At 32.4% G+C, this 16,123-nt stretch carries 16 protein-coding genes; all 16 read left to right on the top strand.

Annotation, left to right across the window (positions count from 1 at the left end):
• Window positions 1–84 precede the first annotated feature (84 nt).
• The 16 genes from AJ885_RS04495 (at window position 85) to AJ885_RS04420 (ending at window position 16,032) form a co-directional block, all read left to right on the top strand.
• On the top strand, window positions 85–2,289 hold the full coding sequence (locus tag AJ885_RS04495; protein WP_053872537.1) for an NADP-dependent isocitrate dehydrogenase: 2,205 nt from the start codon (window positions 85–87) through the stop codon (window positions 2,287–2,289).
• Window positions 2,286–3,188 (top strand): malate dehydrogenase, encoded by a 903-nt coding sequence (locus AJ885_RS04490; RefSeq protein ID WP_053872536.1) that lies wholly within the window; start codon window positions 2,286–2,288, stop codon window positions 3,186–3,188. The genes AJ885_RS04495 and AJ885_RS04490 overlap by 4 nt, the downstream gene beginning before the upstream one ends.
• Window positions 3,189–4,352 carry an ADP-forming succinate--CoA ligase subunit beta gene (gene sucC, locus AJ885_RS04485; RefSeq protein ID WP_002855069.1) on the top strand — a complete coding sequence of 388 codons (1,164 nt, stop codon included), beginning with the start codon at window positions 3,189–3,191 and terminating at the stop codon, window positions 4,350–4,352.
• Window positions 4,353–4,361: 9 nt separating this feature from the next.
• Window positions 4,362–5,231, top strand: a complete 870-nt coding sequence (gene sucD / locus AJ885_RS04480; RefSeq protein ID WP_044779927.1) for a succinate--CoA ligase subunit alpha — start codon at window positions 4,362–4,364, stop codon at window positions 5,229–5,231.
• Window positions 5,232–5,243: 12 nt separating this feature from the next.
• On the top strand, window positions 5,244–5,555 hold the full coding sequence (locus AJ885_RS04475; protein ID WP_032599199.1) for a 4Fe-4S binding protein: 312 nt from the start codon (window positions 5,244–5,246) through the stop codon (window positions 5,553–5,555).
• A gap of 8 nt (window positions 5,556–5,563) precedes the next feature.
• On the top strand, window positions 5,564–6,688 hold the full coding sequence (locus AJ885_RS04470; RefSeq protein ID WP_002921590.1) for a 2-oxoglutarate synthase subunit alpha: 1,125 nt from the start codon (window positions 5,564–5,566) through the stop codon (window positions 6,686–6,688).
• Window positions 6,689–7,534 (top strand): 2-oxoglutarate ferredoxin oxidoreductase subunit beta, encoded by an 846-nt coding sequence (locus tag AJ885_RS04465; RefSeq protein ID WP_002854895.1) that lies wholly within the window; start codon window positions 6,689–6,691, stop codon window positions 7,532–7,534.
• Complete coding sequence (locus AJ885_RS04460; RefSeq protein WP_002870949.1) at window positions 7,531–8,088, top strand: 2-oxoacid:acceptor oxidoreductase family protein; 558 nt, start codon at window positions 7,531–7,533, stop codon at window positions 8,086–8,088. The genes AJ885_RS04465 and AJ885_RS04460 overlap by 4 nt, the downstream gene beginning before the upstream one ends.
• A 138-nt stretch (window positions 8,089–8,226) precedes the next feature.
• Window positions 8,227–8,490, top strand: a complete 264-nt coding sequence (locus tag AJ885_RS04455; RefSeq protein WP_002854834.1) for a DUF2018 family protein — start codon at window positions 8,227–8,229, stop codon at window positions 8,488–8,490.
• 2 nt (window positions 8,491–8,492) lie between these two features.
• Window positions 8,493–9,029, top strand: a complete 537-nt coding sequence (locus AJ885_RS04450; protein ID WP_002870948.1) for a hypothetical protein — start codon at window positions 8,493–8,495, stop codon at window positions 9,027–9,029.
• Window positions 9,030–9,042: 13 nt separating this feature from the next.
• Complete coding sequence (locus tag AJ885_RS04445) at window positions 9,043–9,936, top strand: hexaprenyl-diphosphate synthase (RefSeq protein ID WP_044779925.1); 894 nt, start codon at window positions 9,043–9,045, stop codon at window positions 9,934–9,936.
• Entirely contained in the window at window positions 9,936–11,234 is a 1,299-nt protein-coding gene (gene hemA, locus AJ885_RS04440; protein ID WP_053872533.1) for a glutamyl-tRNA reductase, read from the top strand. Before AJ885_RS04445 ends, hemA begins: the two co-directional genes overlap by 1 nt.
• Entirely contained in the window at window positions 11,218–12,927 is a 1,710-nt protein-coding gene (locus AJ885_RS04435; RefSeq protein ID WP_079860276.1) for a proline--tRNA ligase, read from the top strand. Before hemA ends, AJ885_RS04435 begins: the two co-directional genes overlap by 17 nt.
• A complete protein-coding gene (gene fxsA / locus AJ885_RS04430) occupies window positions 12,924–13,313 on the top strand; it encodes an FxsA family membrane protein (RefSeq protein ID WP_002861266.1) in 390 nt (129 codons plus the stop codon). The genes AJ885_RS04435 and fxsA overlap by 4 nt, the downstream gene beginning before the upstream one ends.
• Window positions 13,310–14,233, top strand: a complete 924-nt coding sequence (hemC, locus tag AJ885_RS04425; protein ID WP_053872531.1) for a hydroxymethylbilane synthase — start codon at window positions 13,310–13,312, stop codon at window positions 14,231–14,233. Before fxsA ends, hemC begins: the two co-directional genes overlap by 4 nt.
• Window positions 14,230–16,032 carry a menaquinone biosynthesis decarboxylase gene (locus AJ885_RS04420; protein WP_070280798.1) on the top strand — a complete coding sequence of 601 codons (1,803 nt, stop codon included), beginning with the start codon at window positions 14,230–14,232 and terminating at the stop codon, window positions 16,030–16,032. Before hemC ends, AJ885_RS04420 begins: the two co-directional genes overlap by 4 nt.
• The last annotated feature ends 91 nt before the right edge of the window (window positions 16,033–16,123 follow it).

The following is a 16,123-nucleotide window of genomic DNA, read 5'->3' as shown; positions in this document are numbered from 1 at the left end:
AAACTTTAAACTTACTCTTGCATTTTTTTTTATTTGTAATATACTTAAAAATGAAAATAAAAATAAGTTTTTAAAGGACTAAAAATGCAAATTACTTATACCTTAACAGATGAGTCCCCAGCTCTTGCGACTTATTCGTTTTTGCCTATAGTGAAAGCTTTTTTAAGTAGGGCGTATATAGGAGTAAAAACCTCGGATATTTCTTTATCTGGAAGGATTTTAGCTACTTTTAGTGAGTATTTAAAAGAGGAGCAAAGATGTGAAGATGCTTTAGAGCTTTTAGGCGAGCTTGTCAAAAGATCGGATGCAAATCTTATTAAAACCCCAAATATTTCAGCTTCTATTCCTCAGCTTAAGGCGGCGATTAAAGAATTGCAAGATAAGGGTTACATGTTACCAAATTACCCAGATGAGCCAAAAAATGATGAAGAATTGCAAATTAAAACAAAATATCAAAAAGTTTTAGGTTCAGCGGTTAATCCTGTATTAAGACAAGGAAATTCAGATCGTCGTTCAACAAAAGCGGTAAAAGACTATGCAAAAAACAATCCTTATCGTGTGGTTGAGTTTAATCCAAACTCAAAAACTCGTGTTTCTTACATGAAAGAAGGGGATTTTTTCTCTAATGAAAAAGCGGTTTTAATCGATCAAGATTGTGTGGCTAATATAGAATTTACAAGCGTTGATGGTAAAAATGAAATTTTAAAAGAGGGCTTAAAACTTGAAAAAAATGAAATTTTAGACGCTACTTTTATGGATGTGCAAAAACTTCAGGAATTTTATGCAAAAGAAATTAAAGCAAGCAAAGATGATGATGTGCTTTTTTCTTTGCATTTAAAAGCTACAATGATGAAAGTAAGTGATCCTATACTTTTTGGCTATGCGGTAAAAGTATTTTTTAAAGAATTATTTATCGAATTTCAAGATGAATTTGAAAAATTAGGTATTAATCCAAATAATGGTTTAAGTGAGCTTTTAAGTAAGATCGAAAATTCAAGCAAAAAAGATGAAATTTTAAAAAAATACAATGAAATTTTAGCTAAATCTGCAGATATTTCTATGGTAAATTCAGATAAAGGCATCACAAATCTTCATGTTCCAAGCGATGTTATCGTTGATGCTTCTATGCCTGCAATGCTTAAAAATGGCGCAAGATTGTGGGATAAGGAAGGTAAGGAAAAGGACACAAATGCCGTAATTCCTGATCAAACTTACGCAACTATTTATGAGGCGGTTATTGAAGATTTGCATAAAAATGGTACTTTAAATCCTTCAAAACTTGGCAGTGTATCTAATGTAGGTTTAATGGCTAAAAAGGCTCAAGAATATGGCTCGCACGATAAAACCTTTGTGGCTAAAGAAGAAGGAACTTTTAAAATAGTTTCTAACGGTAAAGTTTTATTAGAGCATAAGGTTAGAAAAGGTGATATTTATAGAGTCAATCAGGCTAAATTTGATGCGGTGCTAAATTGGATTGATTTAGGTATAGAAAGATCAGAACTTAGTGGAGCCGAAGCTATTTTTTGGTTAGATAGCAAAAGAGCTAGCAATAAAATCATGATAACTTTGGTACAAAATCGTTTAAAAGAAAAGGGTAGAAATATAGCCATTTTAGCTCCAAAAGAAGCTTGTTTAAGAAGTTTAGAGTTAATCCGAGAAGGTAAAGATGTTATTTCTATCACGGGTAATGTTTTAAGGGATTATTTAACCGATCTTTTTCCTATTTTAGAGCTTGGAACAAGTGCAAAAATGCTTTCTGTTGTGCCTATGTTAAAGGGTGGAGCTATGTTTGAAACAGGAGCAGGGGGTTCAGCACCTAAACAAGTAGAACAATTAGTCGAAGAAAATCATCTGCGTTGGGATAGTTTGGGTGAATTTTTGGCTTTGCAAGCAAGTTTGGAATTTTATGCAAATAAGTGTAGTAATCATAAAGCTAAGGTTTTAGCAGAATGTCTTGATGAGGCTATAGGCGAATGGCTTGAAAATAATAAAGCTCCATCAAGAAAAGTTAAAGAAGATGACAATAGAACAAGTCATTTTTACTTAGCAATGTATTTTGCAAATCATTTAGCAAGACAAGCAAGTGATATGGAGCTTCAAAGCTTTTTTAAAGATATTGCCCTAGAGCTTTCTTCTAATGAAGAAAAAATCAGAGCCGAATTTAATGATGCACAAGGTGTGAAAGTGGATTTGGGTGGATATTATAAATTTGATGATGAAAAAGCAAATAAAATCATGCGTCCAAGTGCAACTTTTAACGCTATTTTAGAAAAAATAGGACAAAGATGAAAATTACTGTTATAGGGGCTGGTAATGTGGGCTCAAGCGTAGCTTATGCTTTGATTTTAAGAGAAATAGCAAATGAAATTGTTTTAGTAGATATCAATGAGGATTTACTTTATGCAAAAGAACTAGAACTTACTCAAAGCATAGCTGCTTTAAATTTAAATATAGATTTACTTTGCACTAAAGATTATACTCATACCAAAAATTCAGATATAGTGCTTTTTAGTGCAGGTTTTGCTAGAAAAGATGGGCAAAGTAGAGAAGAATTGCTTCAGTTGAATACAAACATTATGCTTGATTGCGCTAAAAAAATTAAAGATTTTACAGAAGATCCGCTTTTTATTATTTTAACTAATCCTGTGGATTTTCTACTTAATACTCTTTATGAAAGCGGAATTTTTTCATCAAAGAAAATTATAGCCATGGCGGGAGTTTTAGACAATGCAAGATTTAAGTATGAGCTTGCCAAAAAACTTAATGTCAAAATGTCAAGCGTGGATACAAGACTTATTGGTTTTCATAATGATGATATGGTTTTGGTAAAATCTTACGCAAGTGTTAAAAATAAAAATATAAGCGAATTTTTAAATGAAGAAGAATTTGATGATTTGGAAAATGAAGTTAAAACAGGTGGAGCTAAAGTAATCAAACATCTTAAAACTTCAGCTTATTTAGCCCCTGCTAGTGCTTGCATAAGAATGCTTGAGTCCATAAGAAGTGGCGAGTTTTTACCCATGAGTGTGATTTTACATGGAGAATTTGGAGTGCAAAACAAAGCCTTGGGAGTTATGGCAAGATTAGGACTTGAAGGTGTGATTGAAATCATGAGATTAGATCTTAGTTCACAAGAAAAAGACAAATTGGAAAAATCTTTAATCAAATATCAATATAAAGGAGAATAAATGAACATACATGAGTATCAAGCAAAAGCAATTTTTGCGGATAATGGTATCCCTACCTTAAAGGGAAAAGTTGCATTTAGCGTAGATGAAGCTGTGGCTAATGCTAAAGAATTAGGCGGTAGTGTTTGGGCGGTTAAAGCTCAAATTCATGCAGGAGGCCGTGGTCTTGGTGGTGGTGTTAAAATCGCTAAAAATTTAGATGAGGTAAAAGATTATGCAAGTAAAATTTTAGGAATGAATTTAGTAACTCATCAAACAGGACCTGAAGGTAAGCTCGTGCAAAAACTTTATATAGAAAGTGGCGCTAATATAGTAAAAGAGTATTATTTGGCTATTTTATTTAATAGAATGGCAGAGCAAATTACCATTATCGCTTCAAGTGAAGGAGGGATGGATATAGAAAAAGTAGCCAAAGAAAGTCCTGAAAAAATTGCAAAAGTAGGCATTGATCCACAAATTGGTTTTAAAATGTTTCATGGACTTGAAGTAGCGAGAGTTTTAGGACTTGATAAAGATGAAGGCAAAAAACTTATTTCTATGATAGCTAAACTTTATAAGCTTTACATGGATAAAGATATGAATATGCTTGAAATCAATCCTTTAATTAAAACTGCAGAAGGGGATTTTTATGCCCTTGATGCAAAATGCAGTTTTGATGATAGTGCGCTTTATCGTCATCCTGAAATTGCTGAACTTAGAGATATTACTGAAGAAAATCCTGCTGAAAGAGAAGCGGCTGAATTTGGCTTAAGCTATGTGAAATTAGATGGAGATGTAGCTTGTATGGTAAATGGTGCGGGTCTAGCAATGGCAACTATGGATATTATTAATTATAGTGGTGCAAAACCTGCAAATTTCTTAGATGTAGGCGGGGGAGCTTCTCCTGAAACTGTTGCAAAGGCTTTTGAAATCATTTTAAGAGATAAGAATGTAAAAGTTATATTTATCAATATCTTTGGTGGTATTGTTCGTTGTGATAGGATAGCAAATGGAATTTTAGAAGCTACTAAGAATGTTGAGGTAAATATTCCAATTGTAGTGCGTCTTGATGGCACTAACGCAGCAGAAGCAAAGACAATTTTAGATAATTCAAATCTTAAAAATATCAAAGCAGCAACCAATCTTAAAAACGGTGCAGAGCTTGTAAAAAGTTTAGTAGGATAAGGATAGAAAATGAGTATATTGGTTAATAAAAATACAAAAGTAATAGTTCAAGGTTTTACAGGTAAAGAAGCAACTTTTCACGCTGAGCAATGCATGGCTTATGGTACAAATATAGTTGGAGGTGTCACCCCTCATAAAGGCGGACAAACTCATTTAGGTAAACCAGTTTTTGATACCGTTGTAGATGCGGTTAAAGCAACAAAGGCTGATGTGAGCTTGATCTTTGTACCTGCTTTTGCTGTGGGTGATAGCGTGATTGAAGCAGCTGATGCGGGTATTAAGCTTGCAGTTGTAATCACCGAGCATACGCCTGTAAAAGATATGATGTTTGCTAAGCAATATGCCAATAAAAAGGGTATGAAAATCATTGGACCAAATTGTCCAGGTATTATCACTTCTGAAGAATGCAAATTAGGTATTATGCCAGGTTTTATTTTTAAAAAAGGTTGCGTGGGGCTTATTTCAAAAAGTGGAACTTTAACTTATGAAGCTGCTAATCAGGTAGTTCAAGGTGGTTATGGAATTTCTACTGCAGTAGGAATTGGTGGTGATCCTATCATAGGTCTTGCTTATAAAGAACTTTTAAGTGAATTCCAAAAAGATGATGAAACTAAAGCTATTGTAATGATAGGTGAAATTGGTGGTAGTTTGGAAGTGGAAGCGGCTAAATTTATTAAAGAAAATATTAGCAAACCTGTGGTAGCATTCATTGCAGGTGCAACTGCTCCAAAAGGTAAAAGAATGGGGCATGCAGGTGCCATAGTAGGAAGTGCTGATGAAAGTGCTGCAGCTAAAAAAGAAGCTTTGAAAAGTTACGGAATTCATGTGGTGGATTCTCCGGCTTTAATTGGTGAAGAAATTCAAAAAATATTAGGTTGATAAAGGAAAAACATGAGTATGACAGCTCCAAAAGATACCCCTGTTTGGGTAGATGAGCATAGATGCAAAGCATGCAATATTTGTGTTAGCTATTGCCCCGCTGGGGTTTTAGCTATGCGCGATGATGTGCATGCGGTTTTAGGACAAATGATAGAGGTGGTACACCCTGAATCCTGTATAGGCTGTACCGAGTGTGAGACACATTGCCCTGATTTTGCTATTATGGTGGCAAAAAGAGATGAATTTAAATTTGCCAAACTTACTGCTGAGTCTAAAGATAGAGCTGTAGCCGTAAAAAATAACAAATACAAAAAATTAGCATAGGAAAAATAATGAGAGAAGTTATAGCAACAGGTAATGTTTTAATCGCCAAAGCTGCGATTGATTGTGGATGTAAATTTTTTGGAGGCTATCCTATTACCCCTAGTAGTGAGATAGCTCACGAGCTAAGTCATATGCTTCCTGCAAATGATGGAACTTTTATACAAATGGAAGATGAAATTTCAGGTATTAGTGTGGCTATTGGTGCGGCAATGAGTGGAGTAAAATCCATGACTGCAAGTAGCGGTCCTGGAATTTCTTTAAAAGCGGAGCAAATAGGACTTGCATTTATTGCTGAAATTCCACTTGTGATTGTAAATGTTATGAGAGGTGGTCCTTCGACAGGTCTTCCAACTCGTGTAGCACAAGGAGATTTGTTTCAAGCTAAAGCACCAACTCATGGGGATTTTGCAAGCATTGCTATTGCTCCTGCAAGTCTTGAAGAAGCTTATACAGAAACCATTAGAGCGTTTAATTTAGCTGAAAAATATATGACTCCAGTATTTTTACTTATGGATGAAACTGTAGGGCACATGAATGGTAAAGCGGTTTTACCTGATTTAAAAGATATTAAAGTGTATAACCGTAAAAAATTTGAAGGAGACAAAAAGGATTATAAACCTTATGCAGCAGGAGAAAATGAGCCTGCAACTTTAAATCCTTTCTTTACAGGTTATCGTTATCATGTTACAGGACTTCATCATGGAGATATAGGTTTTCCAACTGAAGATGGAGTTATAGTGAAAAAAAATATGGAAAGACTCATAGGTAAAATAAAAAACAATCAAGAAGATATTTGTGCTTATGAAGAGTATATGCTTAATGATGCTGAATTTTTAATCATTGCTTATGGAAGCGTAAGTCGTTCAGCAAAAGAAGCTATACAAAGATTAAGAGAGCAAGGGATTAAAGTGGGACTTTTCCGTCCAATTACTCTTTATCCAGTGGCTGAGAAAAAAATCGCTGAAGTTGTAAGCAAATTTAAAAAAGTAATGGTAAGCGAGCTTAATATGGGACAATATCTTGAAGAGATTGAAAGAGTAACTTCGCGTCGCGATTTTATTAGCTTGCACCGTGCAAATGGTCGTCCTATCACTCCAAGTGAAATTATTGCTAAGGTAAAGGAGAATATATAAATGGCTTTTAATTATGATGAATATCTAAGAGTAGATAAAATGCCTACTCAGTGGTGCTGGGGATGTGGTGATGGCGTTGTTTTAAAATGTATTATCCGTGCAATAGAAAAACTTGGTTGGAATATGGATGATGTTTGTCTTGTTTCGGGTATAGGTTGTAGTGGTAGAATGAGTTCTTATGTAAATTGCAATACAGTTCATACAACTCATGGTAGGGCAATAGCCTATGCAACAGGTATTAAATTAGCCAATCCTAGTAAACATGTTATTGTAGTAAGTGGAGATGGGGATACTTTGGCAATTGGTGGAAATCATACCATACATGGTTGTCGTAGAAATATTGATTTAACCCACATTGTGATCAATAATTTTATCTATGGACTTACGAATTCACAAACAAGCCCAACCACTCCAAAAGGTTTTTATACAGTAACAGCTCAATTTGGAAATATTGACCCTAATTTTGATGCGTGTGAATTAACTAAAGCTGCAGGAGCTTCTTTTGTGGCAAGGGGTAATGTGATCGAAGCTAATAAGCTTGAAAATTTAATTTATAAGGCTCTAGCGCATAAGGGTTATAGTTTTGTAGATGTTTTTTCAAATTGTCATATCAATCTAGGTAGAAAAAACAAAATGGGCGAAGCTGTAGCTATGCTTGATTGGATTAAAAATCGCGTTGTGGATAAAGCTAAATTTGAAAGCATGGATTTTGAAGAAAGAAAAGATAAATTTCCAACAGGAATTTTACATGAAGATAATTCTCAGCCAGAATACTGCCACGCTTATGAAGAAGTACGTCGTGCAGCCAAAGAAAAAAGAATGGTGGATTTAGGAGCTTTAAAATGAAATATCAATTAAGATTTGGCGGTGAAGGCGGACAAGGTGTTATCACCGCAGGAGAAATTTTAGCAGAAGCAGCCATTAAAGAAGGTCGCCAAGCTTTTAAGGCTTCAACTTATACTTCACAAGTGCGTGGTGGCCCTACTAAGGTGGATATTATCATTGATGATAAAGAAATTTTATTTCCTTATGCTGTAGAAGGGGAGATAGACTTTATGCTTTCGACTGCAGATAAGGGCTATAAAGGTTTTCGTGGCGGTGTAAAAGAAGGAGGCATCATAGTTGTAGAGCCAAATTTGGTACATCCTGAAAGTGAAGATTATAAAAAATGGCAAATTTTTGAAATTCCTATTATTACCATAGCTAAAGATGAGGTAGGAAATGTGGCTACTCAATCAGTTGTAGCACTTGCAATTGCTGCTTATATGAGCAAATGTATAGATTTAGATGTTTTAAAGGAAACTATGCTTCATATGGTTCCTGCAAAAACTCGTGACGCAAATGCTAAAGCTTTTGATTTGGGTGTAAAATACGCCACTCAAGCAAAACCACATTCATAATAAATTCCGCACCATGCGGAATTTAACTTCTAAAATTTTACATATTGCAAATAAAATTTAAATTTTAATTATTTTAATTTAGCTACTTTTAACGATTAAAATTTTATAATCAAAAACTTATATTTTCAAGGAAAATTAATGGATTTTTTTGATGAAATGTTTAATAAAACTCCAAAAGAAAAATTTATAGAAATTATACAAAATGGAAATTTAGGAGCCTTAGAAAAAGTTTTTGAGGAATTTTTTGCTGATCATATTGCCATGGTAGAACTTTTAGAAAAACAAGGTTTAACAGAAATGGATGTAAAAAATTTCATATTAGAAAATGGTGATTTTATAGAAGAAAGGCAAAATGATATTTATATAGAATTAGGCGCAAAAATTTTAGGACACGAAGGCTAAAATTGTTTAAAATAAGCCCTTGTTTAATTTGTATTTTTTTTATTTTTAGCAATGTTTTAGCATCTGAACCAACTTTTGATTATACTTATAAATTTATACTTAAAAAAGATGAGAGAGCTAGTGTGCAGATTAAAGAAATAGGCTATGAAGATAAGGTGCAAAATTTTGATTTTTATTGGACTTTGTTTGATAATACTAATATCATCGTACATTCGAAATTTCGCAAATATCCGCGTCAATTTGTGATGAGTTTAAGAAGAAATTTAGATTGGGTAACTCAAACTTTAATACCTGATTATACCAATCCACATATTGATAGAGCAAGACTGATTTTAGAATTTAGTGCTTATAATAAAGGTTTGGCAACTTTTACAGTTTATATAGAAGATAAGGAATCTCGTTTAATGGTAGAATTTTTAGATCCGAGAAAAAAAGCTTTACAAAATCCACCGCAAAACAATCAGGTTGTTCCTATGATTAATTTTAACGAACCTCAGGTAAAACCATTAACAAACAAAGAAAATAATAATAGCAATTAACAAGGAAAAGATAGTGCAAAAAATAGATGAATTAATAAAACAGTTTTTACAAGAACTTGGCTATGAACCTATTTTAAATATGCTTTCAAATGTAAAATCAGGAAAGAAATTACGCTCTAAATTATTATTAGCTATCGCAGATGAGAGTGAGATTGCTTTTAAAATTTGCGCAGCTATAGAATTGATACATCTTGCTAGTTTGTTGCATGATGATATTATTGATGAGAGTGAATTAAGGCGTGGAGCAAGATCTGTTAATGCTGAATTTGGCACAAAAAATGCTCTTATGTTGGGCGATATTTTGTATTCAAAAGCCTTTTATGAATTAAGCAAAATGGATACTAGATTTGCAAGTATTATTTCAGATGCTGTTGTAAAGCTTGCTATAGGCGAACTTATGGATGTTGATTTGGGAGAGAAATTTAATATCAATAAAGAAGCTTATTTGAAAATGATCTATAATAAAACAGCTGTTTTGATCGAAGCAAGTGCGAGATGCGGAGCTATTTTGGCTGGATTATATGAAAAAGATTTTGCAGAATATGGAAAAAATTTAGGACTCGCTTTTCAGATGATTGATGATATTTTAGATATTAAGAGTGATGAAAAAATTCTTGGAAAACCTGCTATGAATGATTTTAAAGAGGGTAAGACTACCTTACCTTATATTTATCTTTATGAAAATTTACAAGAACAAGATAGGATATATTTGCAGACTTTATTTAAAAAAGATTTAAATGAAAATGAAAAAGAGTGGCTAAAAACTAAATTTGAAGAACAAAAAGCTTTGGAAAAAGCTATTTTAGAAGCTAAAACTTATGCAAAAAAGGCTAGTAAAGCGATTGAAAAATATGATAATAACAAGCTTAATGATATTATTAAAGCTATGATAGATAGGGAATTTTAATGTATTATTGTATATCTTTTACTCATAAAAATACAGATATTGCCTTAAGGGAAAAGTTAAGCTTTTCCAATGAAGCTAAAAAAAGTGAGTTTTTAAAAATCATTAGCACTCATGAAAATATTGAAGAATGTTTGGTTATAAGTACTTGCAATCGTGTTGAAATTGTTGCTTTTGTAAAAATGGCCTGTGCGGAGTTTATTGTTAAATCTTTGGCTTTGCTTTGTGATGTGGATAAAGATATTTTACTTGAAAAAGCTGATATTTTTGAAGATAGTGGAGCAATCCATCATCTTTTTTCCGTAGCAAGTTCTTTGGATAGTTTGGTGGTTGGAGAAACTCAGATAGCGGGGCAGTTAAAAGATGCCTTTGCTTTTGCCGTAAAAAATAATTTTTGCGGAGTGCACCTTTCACGAGCAGTACATAGTGCTTTTAAATGTGCTGCTAAGGTACGCAATGAAACTCAAATTTCTAAAAATCCTATTTCTGTGTCCAGTGTTGCTGTGGCAAAAGCAAAAGAACTTGCAGATTTAACACAGAAAAAAGCTGTTGTTATTGGAGCTGGAGAGATGGGGGAACTTGCAGCAAAACATTTAATTGCTGCGGGTGCTAAAGTGATTATTTTAAATCGTGATTTACAAAAAGCCAAAGATTTGTGCGAGAGACTTGGTGTTTTAAGCGAATATGATAGTTTAGAAAATTTAAAAAAATATTTAAATCAATACGAGTTTTTTTTCTCAGCTACCAATGCACCAAATGCTATTATTACAAATGCTTTAATAGAAGAACTTCCTTATAAAAGGTATTTTTTTGATATTGCAGTTCCAAGGGATATTGATATCAATGAAAATGAAAATATATCTGTTTTTGCCGTAGATGATCTTGAGATTGTGGTTCAAAAAAATTTAGCGTTAAGAGAACAAGAAGCTCGTATGGCTTATGGGATAATAGGTCGTGAAACAAGTGAATTTTTTAGATATTTAAACGATTTGGCTTTGATGCCTATTATCAAAGCTATACGCTTGCAAGCTAAAGAATATGCAGATAAACAACTTGAAATTGCGTTAAAAAAAGGATACTTGAAAAAATCCGACAAAGAAGAGGCTAGAAAGTTGATTCATCAAGTTTTTAAGGCTTTTTTACACACACCTACTGTAAATTTGAAGCATTTACAAGGTAAAATGCAAAGCGATACAGTGATTAATGCTATGCGTTATGTTTTTGATTTGCAAAATAATCTTGAAGGTTTAAATCAATATAAATGTGAATTTGATATGGAGAATAATGATGAGATTTACTAAATTTTATGCACCAAGCTTAAAAGAAGCGCCAAAAGATGCGAGTTTACCTAGTCATATTTTTTTAACGCGTGCAGGTTTTGTAGAACAAATTGGTAGTGGACTTTATAATTTCTTGCCTTTGGGAAAAAGAGTTTTAGACAAGATTAAAAATATAGTTAAAGAAGAAATGGATAAGGCTGGAGCACAAGAAGTAAATCTTAGTTTTGTCACTCCTGCAAGTTTGTGGCAAGAAAGTGGGCGTTATAATGTTTTTGGAAAAGAACTCTTGCGTTTTAAAGACAGAAAAGAAAATGAATTTGTTTTAGGCCCAACACATGAAGAAGCTATGCTTTCTTTGGTAAAAAATAAAATCACAAGCTATAAACAACTTCCTTTGCATTTATATCAAATCGGACTTAAATTTCGTGATGAAGCAAGGCCTAGATTTGGGCTTTTAAGATGTCGTGAATTTTTGATGAAAGATGGATATAGTTTTCATGTTAGTGAAGAAGATTTGGGGCGTGAGTTTGAGCTTATGTATAAGACCTATTCTAATATCTTAAAGCGTTTAGGGCTTGATTTTAGAGCAGTTGAAGCTGATAGTGGGGCTATTGGCGGAAGTGGTTCTAAGGAATTTATGGTTTTGGCAAAAAACGGGGAAGATGATATTTTAATTTGTGAAAATTGTGATTATGCGGCTAATGTTGAAGCTGCAAAAAGAGCTAAAAAAACTTGTCAAGATGAGCGTCCTGAAGCAAATTATGCAAGCAAATTTCACACTCCAAATATTAAAACTATAGATTCTTTAGCACAATTTTTTAAAATCAATGCTTTTTATACGATTAAAGCGGTGGTAAAAAAAGCTATTTACGAAAATGAAAGCAAATTAGTTGTGTTTTTTATAAGAGGAAGTGATGATTTGCAAGAAATCAAGGCTCAAAATGCTTGTAGTGCTCTTGAATTAGTTGATGCGAGCGAAGAAGAATTAGAAAAAGCTGGTTTGGTAGCCGGTTTTATAGGTTTTGTGGGATTAAAAGATATAGATTTTTATATAGATTTTGAGCTTGAAAACGAAAAGCAAATGATTATGGGTGCGAATGAAAAAGATTATCATTTAATCGGTATTGATGTTGTAAATTTAAACAAAGATCGTTTTAAAGATTTGATTGAAGTTAAAGAAGGGGATTGCTGTGCTAAATGTGGAGCAAAATTAAAACAAAGCAAAGGTATAGAAGTAGGCCATATTTTTAAACTAGGACAAAAATATTCCAAAGCGATGAATGCAAATTTCTTAGATGAAAATGGCAAAAGTCAGCCTTTTTACATGGGATGTTATGGCATAGGTGTTTCACGCTTGTTGGCTGTAGCTATTGAAGCAAGTCATGATGAAAAAGGATGTATTTGGAATAAAACTTTAGCTCCTTTTGTGCTTGAAATTATTGTTTCAAATCTCAAAGATGAAAAGGCTTTAGAATTTGCTAACAAGCTTTATGAGGATTTAACTAGTCTTGGATTAGAAGTATTACTTGATGATAGAAATGAGCGTTTTGGGGTCAAAATGAATGATTTTGAACTTATGGGTTTTCCTTATGCGTTAGTTATTGGTAAAGGATTAGAAAATAATGAAATAGAGTTTATCCAAAGAGAAGGTTTAGTAAAGGAACTTATAAAAACTGATGAACTTATGGAAATTCTTAAAAAGAAAGTGTTATGAATTATAAATTAAGTTTAAGCCCTTTATTTGTACTTGAAATTATTGCAAGTATATTTTTTATAGTGTTTTTTGGTTTTGGTAATTTTTTGTTTTTCATACTTTTGAGTATGATTTTTGGTGCGGTTTTATTGGGAATTTTTTGGAAAAATATGCTTGAATTTCAAATGGGTGGCTTAAAGGATATGTTAACACAATTTTCTTTTGTTATCGCAGGGTTTTTACTTGTTGTTCCAGGGATTATTACAAGTGTTTTTGGAATTTTTGTATTTTTCTTTGGTATTGCTTTGAAAATAATGACTAAATCAAAATATCAATACACTAAGCAAGAGTATCAAAATTCTAATGAAGAAATCATTGATGTTGAAATTATAGAGGATAGAAAATGAAGCTTATTATCGCAACAAGAAAAAGTCAATTAGCTCTTTGGCAAAGTGAACATGTAGCCCAAATTTTAAAAAATACACATCAAATTGAAGTGCTTTTAGAAGGTTTTAAAACAAAAGGTGATGTTTTGCTGGATTCTCCTTTGGCAAAAATTGGCGGCAAAGGACTTTTTACAAAAGAACTTGAAGAAAGTATGTTAAGAAAAGAAGCGCATTTAGCGGTACATAGTTTAAAAGATGTGCCTAGTTTTTTTCCTCAAGGTTTAGTTTTGGCAGCGGTAAGTAAAAGAGAGCAAAGCAATGATGCTATGTTAAGTCAAAATTATAAAGATTTTCTTTCTTTGCCAAAAGGTGCAAAAATAGGCACTACTAGTCTTAGACGTAAAATGCAGCTTTTATTGTTAAGACCTGATTTAGAGATTATTTCTTTGCGTGGTAATGTTAATTCTCGTATAGAGAAATTAAAAAATAATGATTTTGATGCGATTATTTTGGCAATGGCGGGAATTAAACGCTTAAACTTAGATAAGCAAGTGAATTTTGTTTATGAATTTAGCAAGGATGAACTAATCCCTGCAGCCTCTCAAGGAGCTTTAGGTATAGAAAGTATAAATGATGAAAAAATTTTAGAACTTTTAAAATGTTTAAATGATGAAAATGCTTTGATTGAAACAAGCATTGAAAGAGAATTTATTGCTACTTTAGAAGGGGGTTGTCAAGTTCCTATAGGTATTAACGCAGAGCTTTTAGGAAATGAAATTTGTGTGCGTGCAGTGCTTGGACTACCCGATGGAAGAGAAATTTTAAAAGATAAAAGAATGATTAAAAAAGATGATTTTAAAGGTTTTGGAGAGAGTTTGGCTAAGGAGTTTATTGCTAAAGGTGCTAAAGAACTTTTAAAAAAAGCTGAGAGTATGATATGAAAGAATTTATTCAAATTTTAAAAGAAAATGATCTTTTAAGGGTAATTGAAGAGCCTGTAGATGTAGATCTTGAAATCGCTCATTTAGCCTATATAGAAGCTAAAAAAGGAGAAAAAGGTAAGGCTTTATTGTTTAAAAATCCTATAGATAAAAAATTAAATAAACAATATAAATTTCCTGTTTTGATGAATACTTTTTGCAATGAAAAGGCTTTAAATTTAGCTTTTGGGCGTGATTATGAAGAGGTGGCTGAAGAAATTTCAAAACTCACCAAGCTTCATATTCCTACGAGTTTTAAAGCAAAAATGGATTTTTTTATGAATTTGTTAAGTTTTAAAAATGTTCCTCCTAAAAGACTGAAAAAAAATAAAGCCTTGTATGATTATGAAATTTTAAACTCTCTTGAAGAACTTCCAGTGCTTAGAACTTGGGAAGATGATGCGGATAAATTTATTACCATGGGGCAAGTTTATACACAAAATTTAGATAAAACTCAAAATAATCTTGGAATGTATCGTTTGCAAATGAGTGATAAAAATGAACTTTTAATGCATTGGCAAATTCATAAAGATGGGGCAAATTTTTATCACGAATACAAAAATGCTGGTTTTAAAAAAATGCCTGTAAGTATAGCTATAGGTGGAGATCCACTTTATATTTGGTGTTCTCAAGCACCTTTACCTAAGGGAATTTTTGAACTTTTGCTTTATGGTTTTATTAAAAAAACTCCTGCAAAACTTACCCCTTGTGAAAATGGTATTTTTGTACCTTATGATAGCGATGTAGTTATTGAAGGTTATGTGGATTTAGAAGAGTTTAAAATCGAAGGTCCTTTTGGAGATCATACAGGTTTTTATACTCCTGCTGAACTTTTTCCTGTGATGAAAGTAGAAAAAATTTATACTAAAAAAGATGCGATCTATCAAGCAACGGTTGTAGGAAAGCCTCCTTTAGAAGATAAGATCATGGGGCTTGGTACTGAAAGAATTTTTTTACCCTTGCTTCAAACTTCAGTACCTGATTTAATTGATTATAATATGCCTGAAAATGGGGTCTTTCATAATCTTATCTTAGCAAAAATTGATGCAAAATATCCCGCTCATGCGCAACAAATTATGCATGCATTTTGGGGAGTAGGGCAAATGAGTTTTGTTAAACATGCAATTTTTGTAGATAAAAATGCACCTTCTTTGAAAGATTATGATGCTTTAATTCCTTATATTTTAAATCGTTTTGATACAAAGAAAATGTTAATTTCAGAAGGAATTTGTGATCAATTAGATCATGCTTCGCCTAATTCTTGTTTTGGGGGTAAAGCAGGACTTGATGCTTGTAAGGAAACACAACTAGAAGAGCTTGAAATTTTAGAAGATGAAAAATTGTTAGAACTTTTTAAAACCAAGGTAGAGCTTTTAAATTTAAAGCAATTTTATAAAGAAAGCAAAAGCCCTATAGTTTGCATTTTGCTTGACAAAAAAGAAAAAATCGAACAAAGTTTTAATAAACTTTTAGAATTTAAAAAACATTTTAGAATTTTAGTATTTTTGGATACTGAAAATAAGCTTGAAAACCCTTATATGCTTGTTTGGCGTGTGGTAAATAATATAGATGCTAAAAGAGATATTTTTATCAAAGAAGAAAGGCTTGGAGTGGATGCAAGTGCTAAGGGTGAAGTTGAAGGTTATTTAAGAACTTGGCCTAAGCAAACAGATTGCACTAAAAGCGTGATAGAAGATTTAATCTTGCGTAATATTTTAGAAAATAATCCAGATCTTTTTAATAAATTTGAAATTTTTTAAGATAGTTGAGATTTTTTTAAATTTTGGCACAGTTTTTGCTTATTGTTTTTTATATTGAAAAATAAATTTTTTCTTTACTAGGTGTTCATAA

The organism is Campylobacter sp. BCW_6464 (assembly GCF_001762775.1).
GTDB classification, from domain to species: domain Bacteria; phylum Campylobacterota; class Campylobacteria; order Campylobacterales; family Campylobacteraceae; genus Campylobacter_D; species Campylobacter_D jejuni.
Note: the sequence above shows the minus strand (reverse complement) of the source record. Positions and strands in the feature narration are given on the sequence as shown.